Origin of the sequence: Shewanella sp. Iso12, from assembly GCF_012030025.1 — a bacterium.
Taxonomy (GTDB): domain Bacteria; phylum Pseudomonadota; class Gammaproteobacteria; order Enterobacterales; family Shewanellaceae; genus Shewanella; species Shewanella algae.
The window spans coordinates 228,313-244,628 of sequence record NZ_JAAUHW010000001.1; the positions used below are offsets into that span (position 1 = coordinate 228,313).

Annotated in this window: 10 protein-coding genes; 5 read left to right on the forward strand and 5 right to left on the reverse strand. The window is 50.0% G+C overall.

Translation table 11 applies throughout. The features are described from left to right. Positions 1-105 precede the first annotated feature (105 nt). Both HCX89_RS01060 and HCX89_RS01065 read left to right on the forward strand, forming a co-directional pair. Positions 106-4,353, forward strand: coding sequence for an EAL domain-containing protein (locus HCX89_RS01060; RefSeq protein ID WP_167714748.1), 4,248 nt, complete (start codon positions 106-108; stop codon positions 4,351-4,353). Between the two features lie 153 nt (positions 4,354-4,506). Further along, positions 4,507-5,040, forward strand: coding sequence for a hypothetical protein (locus HCX89_RS01065; protein ID WP_144191575.1), 534 nt, complete (start codon positions 4,507-4,509; stop codon positions 5,038-5,040). 579 nt (positions 5,041-5,619) lie between these two features. On the opposite strand, the gene HCX89_RS01070 is transcribed toward HCX89_RS01065, so the two are convergent. Together HCX89_RS01070 and HCX89_RS01075 are read right to left on the reverse strand one after the other, a co-directional pair. Then, positions 5,620-8,073, reverse strand: a complete 2,454-nt coding sequence (locus tag HCX89_RS01070; protein ID WP_167714750.1) for an ABC transporter permease — start codon at positions 8,071-8,073, stop codon at positions 5,620-5,622. Beyond that, complete coding sequence (locus tag HCX89_RS01075) at positions 8,073-8,885, reverse strand: ABC transporter ATP-binding protein (RefSeq protein WP_167714752.1); 813 nt, start codon at positions 8,883-8,885, stop codon at positions 8,073-8,075. The genes HCX89_RS01070 and HCX89_RS01075 overlap by 1 nt, the downstream gene beginning before the upstream one ends. On the opposite strand from HCX89_RS01075, the gene HCX89_RS01080 reads away from it, so the two are divergent. After that, the gene (locus HCX89_RS01080; protein WP_044735765.1) at positions 8,824-9,498 is read left to right on the forward strand and encodes an arylesterase; all 675 of its coding nucleotides are present in this window, start codon (positions 8,824-8,826) and stop codon (positions 9,496-9,498) included. The two genes, HCX89_RS01075 and HCX89_RS01080, sit on opposite strands and share 62 nt — an antisense overlap. Before the next feature lie 95 nt (positions 9,499-9,593). On the opposite strand, the gene HCX89_RS01085 is transcribed toward HCX89_RS01080, so the two are convergent. Then, a complete protein-coding gene (locus tag HCX89_RS01085; RefSeq protein WP_167714753.1) occupies positions 9,594-10,094 on the reverse strand; it encodes a GNAT family N-acetyltransferase in 501 nt (166 codons plus the stop codon). 208 nt (positions 10,095-10,302) lie between these two features. Between HCX89_RS01085 and HCX89_RS01090 the strand changes: the two genes are divergently transcribed. Further along, positions 10,303-11,364: a DUF3083 family protein gene (locus HCX89_RS01090; protein ID WP_025010450.1), complete on the forward strand. Its 1,062-nt coding sequence runs from the start codon at positions 10,303-10,305 to the stop codon at positions 11,362-11,364. Positions 11,365-11,460: 96 nt separating this feature from the next. Here HCX89_RS01090 and HCX89_RS01095 read toward each other — a convergent pair whose 3' ends face one another. Beyond that, entirely contained in the window at positions 11,461-12,180 is a 720-nt protein-coding gene (locus tag HCX89_RS01095; RefSeq protein ID WP_167714755.1) for a suppressor of fused domain protein, read from the reverse strand. A 238-nt stretch (positions 12,181-12,418) separates the two neighbouring features. On the opposite strand from HCX89_RS01095, the gene HCX89_RS01100 reads away from it, so the two are divergent. After that, a complete protein-coding gene (locus tag HCX89_RS01100) occupies positions 12,419-15,061 on the forward strand; it encodes an SO2930 family diheme c-type cytochrome (RefSeq protein ID WP_167714757.1) in 2,643 nt (880 codons plus the stop codon). Between the two features lie 73 nt (positions 15,062-15,134). Here HCX89_RS01100 and HCX89_RS01105 read toward each other — a convergent pair whose 3' ends face one another. Then, positions 15,135-16,145 carry an AraC family transcriptional regulator gene (locus HCX89_RS01105; protein ID WP_037475515.1) on the reverse strand — a complete coding sequence of 337 codons (1,011 nt, stop codon included), beginning with the start codon at positions 16,143-16,145 and terminating at the stop codon, positions 15,135-15,137. Positions 16,146-16,316: the final 171 nt, after the last annotated feature.

The following is a 16,316-nucleotide window of genomic DNA, read 5'->3' on the forward strand; positions in this document are numbered from 1 at the left end:
TAAACGTATGTGATAGAAAGGTTTAATTTTGACAATCAAGCTACTTTCTGAAAGAGTTATCATTCAACGGTACTGGCATCACTCATTATAAAATTTACTAAATTTATGCCTAAATCACTGCACGGTCTCACACTCTCCTTTTCGCTGGTGCTTGCTGTTTTATTCACTTTGGTATCATCACTTCCTGCCTCAGCCATCCCAATCCAACTGAAAGCCGATGTTTACAGCGTCCCCGAAGGGTTATCACAAAGCACTGTTACATCAATTGCTGAAGATCCGGATGGCTACATCTGGGTTGGTACAGTAAATGGGTTAAACAGGTTTGATGGAAGGTCCTTCAAACAGTTTTTTTCCAACGATGGTTCTGGATTGAAAAGCTCATTCATCCGCTCTTTAATCTATTCAAGAAAGTACCAAGCACTCATTGTTGGAACAGATTCTGGACTATCAAAATACGATCCGGAAACGGAAAGATTTATTGGTGTGAACTTTTCAGAATCGGTACTAAGCATAGATGAAAGTGATGACAAACTCTTTATCACAACACCAAAAAACACCTATATTTTCAATGAACTAGAAAAAGATCCCATCCACAAGAGCTCAACGTCTGTAAAAAATATTAAATCCGGTATCTTAATAAAAAATAGTGAATATATTCTCACTTACTCGGGTGAGTTATTACACAACAATAAAACTATCAGCCTAAATATTGAAAACATTGAGAAAATTTCTGATTCCCTGTATGCAGCAAAAAAAGATGAAGTCATTGAGTTTATTGATGGGAATAGAGTAAATTCCATTCCTGGTACATACGACTCTTTAGGTGGTGACAGTGAGCACCTTTACTATACCTATGGCAACAGTATTTTTAAGCTGAACAAAGATAATTCAAGCTCTTATATCGGAAGAGTATCATCAAAAAAGTACTCTCTTAAAAGTCCATATAAAAAAAAAGTTAAAAATGGAATCTTACTTTCAAATATAAATGAAGGGTTCGTTTATTTGAAGAGTAGTAAAAACCTGTTAAAAAAGCTTGACATAACCAACAAACCGACTTGGTCATTAAGCTTAGACAGTAGCGATCATGTCGTTATTGCAGATCAAAGTGATAAAATACGAATATTAAACAGTGACCTTGTTAAAGGTGAAAGTTTTGATAGTAAATTTACTGGTCCAAAGTCAGTACTGAGTGACAATAATAGATTCTTGATTGGAAATAGTGACGGGTTATTCCAACTGTCTAAAGATACTATATCTATTAGAAAGATTATGGCTACTCCTGTATCCGTTGTGAAAAGAATAAAAGATCAGTTTTTAATTGGCACTGTTGATGGTCAGATAATATCTTTAGATGCAGAAAATCTAACCGAGATAGAAAGTTTTACTGTAGACACTCAATTCCCAGTTTTTGATATGATCAGCCATAACAATGAGTTATACATTGCAACACAAGGTGGCTTGTATAAAAAAGACAGTAGTGGTATCAATAATATTTATTCTCATGATATGGTTTTCTGCTTGTCAGCAAACAAGAATAGCGTTTATTTTGGCACGCCTAAAAACATACTTAGATATGATGGAAAAAACACTTCATTATTTTACTCCAACAATAAATCCATATTCTCAATTGTCGCAACAGATGAATTAATTGCCGCATCATCAATAAAAGAAGTTGTAGTGTTTAAAGACAACCAAGAGTTTGTAATCAATTCGAGTTATGGCGCTCAGTTGGAATACAACTCTCAAAGTGGCGTTATAATTAACAACAAATTACTATTTGGGGGTAATTCTGGCGTAAGCATACTAGATATAAGCGAGCTATCTGATTATATAAACTCTCAAGAAAGAATCATTCCAACCATTGACTCCCTACTCATATTCAACATAGAAGAGAGTGTTGGTGACGGTGTACTGGATAAGTCTATTCAACATACAGAAAAAGTCGTATTAAAGCATTCAGACTACCCTTTCACTCTAAAATTCAGTGCGCCTAGCAGCGATATAGATAATATCGAATTCATGTATAGCATGGAGGGACTTTCTGATGACTGGATTTCATCGAAAGGAACGAACTCAGCAACCTACACCAACTTATCTCCTGGTACCTATAGCTTTCATGTTTATGCGATTAATCCTTTGACTCAGCAACAAGGCATCACCAGAACACTGCAAATTGAAATAACCCCTCCTTGGTGGCTCTCCACGCTTGCCAAAACTCTCTATGTATTGGCGATACTGCTGATACTGACGGCTATCACCAAAGCCGTGCTGCGCAAGAGAGAGATCCAGCGTCAAATAGCCTTGAGTGAGGAGCGTCTAAAGCTCTCCCTCTGGGGTAGCGGTGATGAGATGTGGGACTGGGATATAGAAACGGGGCAGATATACCGCTCTAATATCTGGGGTTCTCTCGAGTTTCCCCGCGACGGCCAGCGCTCCGGCCACCATGGTGAAGAGAGCAATATACACCCTCAAGATAGAGAGCGGGTAAGAGAAGCACTCAATAAACATTTTTACGGTGAAACAGATCATTTCGAAGCAACCTACAGAGTCAAAAGCAAGAGTGGTGAGTGGCTGTGGATCCTCGACAGGGCCAAAATTGTTGAGCGGGATGAGCATGACAATGCCCTTCGTATGACGGGAACCATCAAAAACATCAACAGTTTCAAGACAGCAGAAGAGCAGCTGCGCCTGTTCGAGCGGGCGATAGAGAATATCTCGGAAGGCATGTTTATTCTGGATGCCGATTTCCATTATGTTGAGGTTAACGAAGCCTGCTGTGAACTAACCCAACACAGCCGCAACCAGTTGCTCGGCACAACGCTGCAGTTCAGCCGTTATCCTGACAATTACAATCAACAAATAAAACAGTTATTGCAGCAGTACGGTCGCTGGAGCAACGATATAGAAGCCATTAAGGGCGACGGTTCAGAGTTCTTGATGGAACTCACCATAGATGCGATTTACGATGAGCAAGGGATCCTGACCCATTATGTTGGGGTGTTTTCCGATATCTCCCGTCGTAAACAGCAGGAAGAAGAGCTGCGCAAACTCACCAATAATGATCTCCTGACCGGTCTTCCCAACCGCTCCAACCTGCAAGTCACCCTAGGCAACCTGGTGAAAAAAGATCATCACCACACTCTGATGGTCCTTGACCTGGATAATTTCAAAAAGATCAATGACTCTCTTGGTCACCAAATAGGTGACGAGCTTTTGATCCTGGTCGCAGAAAGGCTGCAGCAATCTATACCCGGACACACCAACCTTTATCGCCTCGGTGGTGATGAGTTTGCCATTTTGGTAGACAAGAATCCCGATATAGGTTCCAGTGCAGTGATAGCCAGCCGCGTCATAGACGCATTCGGTCAAGCCTTTGAACTGGTAGGCGAACAGCTGGTTGTCGGCGTCAGCATAGGCATAGTGCTTTATCCAGAAGACGAGCAAAATGAGCAAGCGCTGCTGAGAAAGGCCGATATTGCCATGTACCATGCCAAGTCTGCCGGTGGTAACCGCTATCAGTTCTACTCAGAATCATTGAACCGCAATGCAATCCGGCAGTTGGAGGTAGAAAATCTCATCCGAGAAGGCCTAAAAGACGATCTGTTTGAAGTCTATTACCAGCCAAAAATCAACCTGCGTAGCGGTTTGGTGTCGGGTATGGAAGCCTTGGTTCGCTTGAATCATCCTCAACACGGATTGATCCCACCCAATGACTTTATTCCGCTGGCAGAGGAAAACGGCCTGATTGTTGAAATAGGTGACCTTGTTATGCGAAAAGCCTGCTTTGCTGCCCAACAGTGGCGTGAGCAGGGATTGTTTGATGGCCGTGTGGCTGTCAATTTGTCGTCGCGACAATTCGCGCTTCCCGATCTGCAGCAAAGAATCGCGTCAATTTTACGTCTGACCCGCCTGCCACCGGCTAATCTGGAACTGGAAATCACCGAAGGGACTGTTATCAAGCATCCGGAAAAAGCCATTAAAGTCATGCAACAACTGGCTAAAATGGGAGTCTGTCTGGCACTCGATGACTTTGGTACCGGCTATTCATCTCTGTCCTATCTGAAACGATTCCCCATTCACAGCTTGAAAATAGATAAAGCCTTTGTCGACGATATCGATAAGTCTGACAGAGACCTAAAGATGGTCGATTCCATCATCACCATAGCCCACAATATGGGGCTTTCCGTTGTGGGAGAAGGCGTGGAAGACTCATCACAACTCAGTATTTTAAAAGCGTTAAACTGTGAAGAAATACAAGGGTTTATTTACAGCAAAGCCGTACCGGAAGCTGAGTTTTCCGAGTATCTGAAACAAAATCTGCCCGCATTTACAGGAAAGAAAAATACAATTTAAAAACCAAATTTAAACCGCATATGAACCGATAAAAAGCCAAAATAAAACCAATTTAAAACTGAAATAACACTTTGGCATAACTCCTGCTTTATCTCTCTCAGCGTCAAGAAGTTAACCGCTGACTGTTACCACTACCCTGAGAGAGATAAAATAATGATTAAATCAATACTAGTTACCGCCGCCGTTGTTACCAGTTCACTGGCTTTTGCCGCCGTCCCTCACATTAAAGTACTGGACACCCAAGTCGCTGCAGTGCCACATATCAAGGTGCTAGATACTCAGGTCGCCGCAGTACCGCACATCAAGGTGCTGGATACTCAGATTGCTGCTGTGCCACACATCAAAGTGTTGGAGACTCAAATTGCTGCTGTACCACATATCAAGGTGCTGGATTCTCAAATTGCCGCAGTACCACACATCAAGGTGCTGAATACTCAAATTGCCGCTGTACCACACATCAAGGTGCTGAATACTCAAGTTGCCGCAGTACCGCACATCAAGGTGCTGAATACTCAAGTTGCCGCAGTACCGCACATCAAGGTGCTGGATACTCAGATTGCTGCTGTGCCACACATCAAGGTGCTGGATACTCAAATTGCTGCTGTGCCACACATCAAGGTGCTGGAGACTCAAGTCGCAGCAGTGCCACATATTAAAGTCGTTAACTCTGTTGAGAGCATTGCGTAAGGGGTTCCAATATGATCATATCAATCAAGAAGTTATTGGGTCTGACCAAACCAGAGCGTAAACGGGTGAAACTGCCGGAGGGTCTGTGCCACCTGGAAGTGGTTCCTGCCAGAGGTTGGTGGAACTGATGAAACAGCGAAAAAACAAGGGAGCATTTATGCTCCCTTTTGCTGTGATTTGGAATCAATAGAGGATTCTAGAAGGAATGCTTGCTATCGCCGGACCGAGTGGTTTTGCGGTACGCTAATTGCCTATGTGCATTAAATAACAACATGGCAGCGGGTCCCAGCAACAACCCGGCAGCCACCCAACGTTTAACCCCCATCCCCGCCTTGAAGGCTGAATGTCCCAGAGTGTAAGCGGAGACGCCCAGAGTCCCCGCCAAAGCCAAAGCGCCTGCCAGTATCAGTGTCAACTTGCCTCACCTCACTTGTTGCAGCGCATCCCTTCACTGTCCAAAAGAAAGCCTGAATACTACCCCAGCAGCGCTCAAAATAACAGCAAAAGGTCAGTAATTCGCCACCCGAGCCTGGCAAAAAATGGTTCGACAAAAATAGCCTGACAACCAATCCCCTGGCGCTACTCCAGCCTTAACAGCTCACCACAGGACTTTTGCAGCAGACTGCGACAACGCCACAGGCCAAGCAGTGCCACCAACAAGGCGCCACTGAGGGGAGCCAACAGCCACCATTGCCAGTGAGGGCTGACTCTGAGTTCAAACACCTGAGTTTTCAAAAGCCAGAGCGCAAACTCCGCCACTATGACCGCCAGAATGCCCGCCACGGCACCTAGCAGTGCAAACTCCAACGCCGTGGCAAGCTTAAGCAAGCTTCCCGGCGCACCAAAGGTGCGTAGAACCGCCAGTTCTCGTTGGCGACTGGCCATGCCGGCTTCGGTCTGCGCTATCATCACCAGGGCACTGGCCAATACCACCAGCACCAACACCAGCGTCAGTGCCAAAGATACCTGGGCGACTATCTCTTTGAGCTGAGCCACCATGGCCCCCACATCTATGATGGAGACAGTGGGGAAATTACGGATAAGCTCAAGCACAACAGCCTTTTGGCCATCATCCAGATGAAAACTGGCCATGGAGGTATAAGCAAAGGGGGCCAAGGCTTCCTGACTGAAAATCATAAAGAAGTTGGGTTGCAGAGTTTCCCACTGCACAGAACGAATACTGGCCACTTTGACAGTCAGCGTTTGGTTATCGATAACAAAACTCAGGCTGTCTCCGACAGTAATTCCCAAGCGCTCGGCCACCCCGGACTCCACCGACACGTCATCGGTTCGCCGATTAAAATGGCCCTCAAGGATCTCATTGTTGGGCGGCAAGGTATTTCGCCAGGTGAGATTCAGTTCCCTTGAAATCCCAAGACGCCCTCTCTGCCCCTGTTCCTGCTCTTCGGCAGTGATCACCTCCTCACCATTGATAGCGCTGAGCCGACCACGGATGACAGGATAGATATCTGTGGCAGCAATCTGGCGCTGAGCCATAAAGTCCGCCAGCGGCTCTACTTCGTCCGGGGCTATGTTAACCAGGAAATAGTTCGGCGCATCCTCAGGCAACTGCTTCTGCCATTCGCTGAGCAAGTCCTGACGCAACGCCATTATGGTCAGCAATAACACCAAGGCGCTGGAAAAGCCCACCAGTTGTACAGCGTTTTGTCTGGCACGGCGCCGAAGGCCCGCCAGTGCGAGCGACAAGGGGTTGGTCGTGCGCATGCCAACACTCTGCCCCAGGCGGATTAACAAAAAACCCATCAGGCTGAGCAGCACCCCGAGCAACACCACGCTGGCCACCACGGTCAGGGTCAAAGGCAAAGAGCGCGAGTAGAGCCAGCCGAGTAATCCCATGGCCGCCAAACTCAGCAGCAGATGCAACCACATGCCCAGACGTATTCCTTCTAGCTGGCGTTGCAACACCCTGAGCGGCGGAATAGCCAGCAGCCGCATCAGCGGATAGGCACTGAACATAAAGGCGCTGATAAACCCTGTAGCCAACCCCAAGAGAAGCGGTCTGAGCATAGGCGGAGAATAGGCGGCAATTTCCGCAGGCAAGGCTCGGCTGATGAGATAATCCAGCACCAGGCCACCGAAGATCCCCAAGATCACTCCAAGAAAGGTCACCAGCAGCAGGTGCAGACCGAACAATAAACGGATTTGTCTTGCACTGGCGCCAAAGGTTTTCAGCATGGCAACCACATCATAGTGACGCTGGCAATAACGCTGGGCGGCAATGCCGATGGCGGCGCAGGCAAGGGCTATCCCCAGCAAGCTTGCCAGCAGCAAGAATCGCTCTGCCCGCTGCACCGCCCCGGCAATCGGCGAATCGCCGGATTGTACATCAACCCAACGTTGGCTGCTGGTCAGCAGTGGCTTGGCGTATTCTTCAAAACGGCTCAGCGCCTGGCTGTCCCCGACAAACTGATAAAGATATGTCACCCGGCTGCCGGGTTGAATGACCCCGGTTGCCGCCACATCATCAAGGCGCATCAACACCAAGGGGGAAGAAGCAAATGGATTGAAACCGGCATCGGGCAGCCTGTCTATCTCCTTGGCCAGCGCCATCTGGGCGTTACCCAGCTCAACACTCTTGGGATACCCCAGCAGGCCCCCAAGACGCATTTCAAACCACAGTTCACCTGGCTGCGGCAAGGTACTGGTTTCTCCTTGACGCAAGACAATTTTGCCCTTGAGCGGATAGGCATTATCAACTGCCCTGACAGTGACCAACTGAAAGGCATCACCGCTGTAAACCATAGAGTTAAACTGCAAACTCTGTGATTGCTTCAGCCCTAACGCGTTGGCCTGCTGCAGTATGCCTGCATCTATGGGGACGGGTGAATTAATGATTCGGTCGGCGGCAATAAACTTGGCCGCCTGGCCATTGATGGCGAGCTGCAATCTCTCACTGACCCGGGCCAGACCGGTGACAGACAACACCGCCAGGGTCAAGGCCAGCACAATCAATACCAACTGCCCTTGCTTGAGTTCGCGGCGAAACAGGCGCCATGCCAGCGTCCATTCCATCAGCGCCCCTCCTCTGCCGTTACCGATGCCGCCAGCACCTGGCTCTCTGTCTTGGCCTCATGCAAACCGACCTCTTCCGGCGGGGTTTGCTGCCCCTGTTCATACAATCGCCCTTCGTGCATCTCTAACTGGCGCTCACAGCGACTGGCCAATTGCATATCGTGGGTCACCAGAATCAAGGTGGTCGAACTCTCGCGATTGAGCTCAAACAGCATGTCGGCAACCTTGTCGGCGTTGTGTTTATCCAGGTTGCCCGTGGGTTCATCGGCAAACAGCACCTTGGGTTCGCTGATAAAGGCTCTGGCGATAGCCACCCGCTGCTGCTCACCGCCGGAAAGCTGTTTCGGGTAATGATTGAGCCTGTGCCCGAGGCCAACTCGCTCCAGCATGGCTTTGGCTCGCTCTCTGGCATCCTTGATACCCGCAAGTTCAGCCGGCAGCATGACATTTTCCAGGGCGTTGAGGGTATCAACCAACATAAAAGACTGAAAAATGAAGCTGACCTTCTGCTTACGCAGCGCCGCTTTCTGCTCTTCATTAAGCCCGGCCAGGGCACTGCCATCGAGCCAAATCTCACCGGACGAGGGGGTATCCAATGCCGCCAGCAGGCCCAGCAGAGTTGATTTACCTGAGCCTGATGGCCCAAGAATGGCCACACTCTGGCCCGGCTTGACATCCAAATTGATGCCACTCAGGATAGTCAGGTCACCTTCCTGGGTAGTGACAGTTTTTACGAGATGGGAAACCTTAATGGCACTGTTCTTCAAAATTGCTTCCTTATGCTTGCGTCCGCTGGCATTGATACCAGTCATATTCTTGTTCTCTGCGCTGCCCGTCAAGGCCGCTGATGTACTGATCCTGGGGGACAGCCTGGGAGCCAGTTACGGCATGGCCGAGAAACAGGGTTGGGTCGAAGGGCTGAGACAAGCCTTACCCGAGCATAACATTGTTAATGCCTCTGTCAGCGGCGAAACCACGGCCGGTGGCCTCAGAAGATTGCCTCAGTTGCTGAAGTCGGTAAAACCCTCGCTGCTGTTGGTGGAGCTTGGCGGCAATGATGGTCTGAGAGGCTTTCCGCCAACAGAGCTGAAAAACAATCTTACAAAAATCATTGCGCTGGCTCATCAATCCGGCGCCAAGGTGCTGCTTTCCGAAGTCATGGTACCGCCAAACTACGGCCCCAGATATGCCAACGCCTTCAGCGCCGTTTACAGTGACCTGGCCAAACAGCCCAACGTCACCCTGATGCCCTTCTTTATGACAGAGATAGCGCCTTTCCCCGAGTTGATGCAGGCCGATGGGCTGCACCCGAACGAAAAGGCCCAGCCCAAGATCACCGCCTTTGTGCTGCCCTGGGTTGAATCGGCAATCGAAGCCATCAAAGCCCCTGCCACAGACGCATCTGCGCCGGCAACGGGCGGATAAGACTATCGCCGGACATAATAGCAGCCGGACATAATAGCAGCCGGACATAATAGCAGCCGGACATAATAGCCGCAGGACGACATAGCTAAAAACGACTAAAGGCTGCGGCTGAATACCCTCACCTTGTGCCCCATCAGTTCACTTTCTTCCTGCGGCAGCATTCCCAACTTGAGGGCTATCGCTTCCGAGCCCAGGTTGCCATCCATGATCAGGGCTATCAACTCATTCACGGCGCAAATCGCTTTTATTTCTGGCAATGCATGGCTGGCGGCTTCATAACCCAGTCCCTGGCCCCAGTATTCAGGCAGATATCGGTATCCCAACTCAACCTTGCCGAACTCCGGCAGGAACTTGGGGCCGCAAAAACCTATCACCTTGCCATCGGCCTTATGCTCAACTGCCCAGCGACCATAGCCATACTTGCGGTAGTCGGCAAAAATGACCTTTTCAAGCACCTGACCGGCCTCTTCAATATCCTTCAATGGCTCGCCGGGGATATACCTCAGCACTTCGGGAGTACTGTTCATGGCAAACAAGGCCTGCTGATCACCATCACGGAACTGTCTCAAAATTAATCTGGGGCTTTCGGTAATCAAGATTAACGACTCCTTGTTATTCAGTTTGTTGCCTTAAGGTTGGCTAAAGTTTATTAATGTTTAATAAATCATAACCATAGATTACACTAGGGCGGGCGCGATAAGTCCATACCCGATCGGATTGAAAGTTGTTTTGTCGCAATAAGATTGCAGTGCAACCCGGCTAGTATGCCCATACCGGCCTGAAAACATAAAACAAGGAAAGCGTATGTCCCAGCAAAAAGTCTATATTCCCCTGGCCACCCGTACCAGCCAGTACATCATGGCTGAAATACTGATGACAGATGCGCTGCTCAGCCACTATGCCAGTTACGAAAACTGCTACCGCGAGATCAGCAAGTTGGTATTCCAGTTGGCAGAAAAGGAAGATCTGCACAACATTCATGTGATCGCCAATGACAAACTGCCTGTGGTGCGTTTTCACACCGAGGCCTACTGCTTCCAAACCGCCGAACAGATCCTGTTCTTTTACAACCCGGCCTACCATGAAGCCCAGAACCTTTTCTTCCAGCCGGACTACAAGGCCCGCAAGTTAAGACTGCTGTTTTTGGCCACAGGTAAGGAAATTCGCGCCAACGCCGCCAATTTCCACAGCCGGGTCAATGCCGTATTGAATGGAGTGTTGGACAACCTGCCGGAGCAGGAATTAAGGGTCAAAGTCCGCGATCACCAGCACATGGCCTACGATCTCTTCGCCCGTGCCAAGGGGGAGAAAAAGACCTATGGCTACAAGCTCAGGGATATTTATCAGCGCTACAAGTCGCGCAAGTGCAAACTGCCGGAAGATCACAGTTCATTGGCCTATGTCACCGTCAGCCTGCCGCTGAGCCGCCGCCTGAAGCAGAGCGTGCTGGAAGAAGAGCATACCGAAGACTTCAGCCCGCTGTACCAGTTCCTTGAGGACAAGTTCCGCAGCGCGGCGGCCGGCAAGCAATTGCACCGCATCGCCATGGTGGCCAACGGCCTGATGCCTTTGGTTCGCAACAGTAAGTTCGAGAAGGTGGAAAGTACTGCCGAAGCCCAGATGATAGGCTTTGATCCTGCGGCAACCGACACTCAGTTTGTCAGCCATTGGGATGGGCGCAACCTGGTAGAATCGGTGCACTTTTTGCTGGTTGCCGGTAAAGAGGACTACACAGAGCCAGGTTATGGCCGCTACATGAACCAGGTGGAAGCAGCCTTGAAAGACTTTGCCGAAGCCATAGGCTTGGATCCGGAGCGCCGTGAACTGGTGTTGAGATTCCATCAGCACATCAGTTACAAGCGTTAAGACTCAAAAAAGCCGGGCTAGCCTGCACAATGCAGCTCAGTCCGGCTTTTTACCTTGTTATTATGAGTGTGCTATGAGTGAGTCCCCGGTGCTCGGTTATTTCCGCCCTGTGACCACATTGATTCTGGCAACGTCCACCAGATCGCTCACCTGATACTTGTCGAACAGATCCAACAAGGCATCGCTGCCCTGCTCCAGTTTCAACATCATCTCTTCTTCATAAAGCGGCACCAGGCTATAAAAATTGATGCACTTGTCCTGGTCAATCTCCAGGGTGTGGAACCCCTCATCAACCAGCAGTGACGGCAGAACTATCATGCCGTTTTGACGGGTATTTTCGGCAAAGGGTTCGGCAGGATCACCATTGGGTATTGTGTGTCCCCAGCCCAGCCAGCTGTCGTATTTATGCGGAAAGCGCGCCAAAAACTTAAGCTGCCTTACAGGCCAATACCACTTTTCATCGCTGAAGGCTTCCTGACTTATCTGCCAATGCGCCGGCAAGGTGATCATCAGCTCCATAAACCTGGGAATATCCGCCTCTTTGGGGGTACTCATAGGCAAGTCACTCATGCCGGAAGTCACCAGAGTATGGAAAGGTCGCTCGTCTGTCGGTGCCACATAATGCACATCAATATGCACAGTATCCGAGATAACTTCATGAAAGACCCAGGTGACTTCACCAATATGGCGCTCAATATGTTCGCTTATCTGGACGATACACTCTTCACCCATAGGCGATTGCCATTCCTTTTCACCATCCGTGTATCTGAAAATGGGATCACCGGAAAGGCTGTATTCTTGTTCATCCTTACTCATGCCAACTCCTTTTGATTCTGACGCATGAGGTTTTATCACTGCCGGCGAACTAAATCCAGAATAAATGATGAAAAACAAACTGTTGTTAAAATAGTGTTTACATATGGCGATAACATCTCAATCTGTTATTTGCCGCTACTTGCATTATTTGGCGCTAATTTGGCCGGATTTCACATTGTCAGTCGGGAAATGAATCGGGATCTTGTTAACGGAATAATAACAATAATCAGGAGAGATTATGTTCAACAAGAAAAACCCCCTGACTTTGGCGTTGCTGGCAGCCGGGTTAACCGTGGGACTCATTGCCTGCTCGGATGACGACAATACGTCTCAAACCACTGAACCGCCGGTCGTGACGCCACCGCCGGTAACCAGCCCCTTCCCCGAAGGCGCCATCATGGTTGAAGCCGGAGACAATTTGACAACCCGAATTCAGGAAGCTCTGATCAACGCCCAGAGTGGCGCTGTAATCGTGTTGCCAAAGGGCCGATTTGAGATAGATGCCACCTTGTTGTTTGACGGCGATGTCGACGGTGACGGCAGCTATGCCAGCAATGTCACTGTCATGGGCCATGGCCGCGATGAAACCATTCTCGACTTTGCCAATGCCAACGCCGGTGACGGTATCTTTGTGCAAAACGCCCTCAATATCACCATCAAGGATCTTTCGGTCTATGAAGCCAAAAACAACGGCATCAAGCTGAAAAATACCAATGGCATCATACTGCGCAATGTCTCCGCAGTGTGGGAAGGTGAGCTGGATCAAGGCAATGGCGCCTACGGCCTTTACCCGGTGGAATGCGAGAATATTTTGATTGAAGACAGTTATGTCCGCGGCAGCGCCGATGCCGGTATCTATGTGGGCCAGTCTGAGTACATAGTCGTCAGGCGCAATATCGCCAAGGAAAACGTCGCCGGTATCGAAGTGGAAAACTCGCGCTTTGCCGATGTCTATGACAATGAGGCCATGGGCAATACCGGTGGTATTCTGGTGTTCGACCTTCCCATAGGCAACCACAAGTACGGCTCCAGCGTACGGGTATTCAACAACAAGGTTTATGACAACAATACCCACAACTTCGCCAACGCCTCTGCCAACCCGGCCGGAGTGCATATTGTTCCTCCCGGCACCGGGGTGATCATACTCTCCACCAACGATGTGGAAGTGTTCAACAACCAGATCAGCAACCACGATACCCTGGCGGTCACTGTCTCCAGCTTCTTTATCGCCGAGCCGGATGTCTCCGCCTTTGCCGCCAGCTATGCCCAGCCGGGTCAGGCCATTGAAGATGGCTGGCGCGCCACACCGCGCAACATCTATATCCATGACAACCAGATAAGCGGTTTTGCCACCAAGCCCAACGGTTATCTTATCGAGGATATCATCAAGGCCTACATCTACAGCCATGGCCGCTTCCCGGGGATCCTCTACGATGGCCTGGGTGAACTGCTCGCCAACAATGGTACCGGCGCCTATCTCGGCTTTGGTGAACTCCCCTTCAACCCTGACGGCAGTGAAAATGTCTGTGCCAGCAACAATGGAGATGTCAGCATTGGCCAGCTCTACGGCAACAGCAATACCGATGTCAGCATTCCCGATGTCATGTATGAAGCCAAGCAGCAGCAACTGTTGCAATGCTCTTTGGTCAGCCTACCTGTGCATACCGTCACTTTCGGTGAACAGATCTTCGGCTGCGGCGTGGATGATGATACCGAAGGTTGTGACGGCGGCGTTCTGGTCGGCGGTGGCGGTACTATAGGAGAAGGTGAAGGCGGCCTTGAAGGCGATGGCGACCTGTCGCTGTGCAGCGCTCAAGGCTCTGGTGTGAACTGGGATGCTCTGACGGGTGCCAATTGCAGCAGCCTGGCACAATACCGCCTGTTTGCCGACGCCTCTATGCCGGCGGCCATGCCAAACAGTGGCGGGATCCCTTACGATCTCAACACGCCGCTGTTTACCGACTATGCCAGTAAGTATCGCTATGTGTTTGTGCCGGAAGGGAAACAAGCCAACTACAGCAGCAATGAGGCCTTTGACTTCCCGGTAGGCACAGTACTGGTGAAAACATTTGCCCTGCCTGCCGATACCGCAACCAGAGGCGTGGACAATGAAACTCTGATTGAAACCCGGTTGTTGATCCACAGAGAGTCGGGCTGGACCGCCCTGCCCTATGTCTGGAATGCCGAGCAAACAGATGCCACTTTGGCCAAGGCCGGTGCCATTCAAGGCAAGAGCGTGGTGCACAAGGGGCAAACCCTGAACTTTGACTACGTTGTCCCGTCAATGAATCAGTGCAAGCAGTGTCATCAGTTCAAGGCCGACAGCGCCAGTCAGGCGGTGTTTATGCCGATTGGTCCCAAGGCCCGCCATCTGAACCGTGACTACCCCTACCAGGATGGCAGCGCCAACCAACTGCTTCATTGGCAAAGCGCGGGTATTCTCAGCGGCCTGCCAACTCTTACCAGCGTCGACAAGGTACCAGCCTATGTGGATGGTGATGAAGCCACTTTGACTCAGCTCAGTGACAGCGAGCTGATGCAAACTGCCAAGGGTTACCTGGATATCAACTGCGCCCACTGCCACAGACCCGAAGGCAATGCCTCCAATACCGGGCTGAAACTGGAATACCAGCGCAGCTATGATGAAGACAACGGCTTCAGCCACGGCACCTGTAAATCGCCTGTCGCCTATGGCGGCGGCACCCTGGGCTACGATGTGGTACCGGGTAATCCGGCCGAGTCCATCATGCATTTCCGGATGCAGAGCAATGAGCCGGGCGACAGAATGCCCGAAATTGGCCGTAGCCTCAGCCACGATGAAGGAGTCGCGCTGATAAGCGAATGGATTAAACGTTTACCGGCAGCCAGCTGCTCCAACTGAAGCTGGAGCCAAGCAGACTGAAAAACGCTTACCGCAATAAGCAAAAGGCCCGGGTTTGACGACCCGGGCCTTTTTAGTCTTCCTGCCCCAAGCGGCTGAAATAGCCTGGTGGATAGCCGAGCCAATGCTTGAAGCTCTGGCGAAAATGACAACTGTCGCTGTATCCCAAACGCTCGGCAATCTCACTCACCGATAGCCGGCCCTCAAGGATCCAGCTCACCGCTCTTTGACACCTTTGCTGATCCACCAGGCGTTGATAGCTGCTGCCGAGGGCCGCCAGCTTGCGCCTCAGGCTGCGACTGCTCATGTGTAACCTGAGTGCCATGGTTTCCAATGGCGGTACAGCGGGAAAGTCGCCATCCAGCTCGGCAATAATCTTTTCAATCAGCGAGCTCTGCTGCTGACAGTTTTGGCTGTGATCGGAAAAATGACTCAGATCCACAGCCAGCGCCAGGTAGGATTTATCGAGGCGCCATTCATTGAAGTCACTCTGAAACTCCAGCTGTTTGGTCAGTTTTGCCAATCCCTCAGACGGCATCAAAGTGCCGGTAACACAGATACAGTTAAAGCTGACCTCTTGACCGGTTAACTCCCGCGCCAAACTCAGCAGCGCACCTATGCTGTGAAGAAATTCGCCGCGATAGATTAACGACTCGGCCCGGCCGGTATTGAGCCAGCGCAGGCGGATTTCCCGCTCATCTTCCAGCAGCAACAGATCGGCAAAACTGCCCACCCACTTGGGATGGTTGAGCACAAAATCCAGGCATTCACCGAGATCCCGGCAATCCCCAAGCAAAGGCAACAGAAAGCCCAAGTCGGTTACCCGGGTATTGAGACCAGCCAGCAGGCTGATATCCTCACGTCGACTACGCTGCATGAGAAACGCTATGGTGGCGCTGAGCTGCCAGACCCGCACCAATTGGCACTCCTTGAGTTCATTGATACCTGTGCCTATGTGCAGGCATATCTCTTCGGCAGCCTCGGCTCCCAATTGTGACTGAATAAAACGAATAAGGTTGGCCAGTTCAAAAGCCGGGTACGCCTGATCCCCAACCATCATGTTGGCTCGGTATTTGATCTGCATAGTTATTGTTATCTTTTTGTTAATCCCCCAAGGCTGTTTTAACGTATCCAGCCAGAGAATTAAAGGCGTACTGCATAAAAAGGCCTAAATGCCTCTGTTTATGAATTTTAAAAGCATTAATGTCGGTGTTTTATGCAAAATAGCGTCAATTAGCCGCTCGAATTGGTCTGC

Bases quoted from the DNA above. Each gene is read 5' to 3' on its own strand.
- HCX89_RS01060 (WP_167714748.1), top strand. From the start codon at position 106: ATGCCTAAATCACTGCACGGTCTCACACTCTCCTTTTCGCTGGTGCTT.
- HCX89_RS01065 (WP_144191575.1), top strand. From the start codon at position 4,507: ATGATTAAATCAATACTAGTTACCGCCGCCGTTGTTACCAGTTCACTG.
- HCX89_RS01070 (WP_167714750.1), bottom strand. From the start codon at position 8,073: ATGGAATGGACGCTGGCATGGCGCCTGTTTCGCCGCGAACTCAAGCAA.
- HCX89_RS01080 (WP_044735765.1), top strand. From the start codon at position 8,824: ATGGCACTGTTCTTCAAAATTGCTTCCTTATGCTTGCGTCCGCTGGCA.
- HCX89_RS01075 (WP_167714752.1), bottom strand. From the start codon at position 8,885: ATGACTGGTATCAATGCCAGCGGACGCAAGCATAAGGAAGCAATTTTG.
- HCX89_RS01090 (WP_025010450.1), top strand. From the start codon at position 10,303: ATGTCCCAGCAAAAAGTCTATATTCCCCTGGCCACCCGTACCAGCCAG.
- HCX89_RS01095 (WP_167714755.1), bottom strand. From the start codon at position 12,180: ATGAGTAAGGATGAACAAGAATACAGCCTTTCCGGTGATCCCATTTTC.
- HCX89_RS01100 (WP_167714757.1), top strand. From the start codon at position 12,419: ATGTTCAACAAGAAAAACCCCCTGACTTTGGCGTTGCTGGCAGCCGGG.
- HCX89_RS01105 (WP_037475515.1), bottom strand. From the start codon at position 16,145: ATGCAGATCAAATACCGAGCCAACATGATGGTTGGGGATCAGGCGTAC.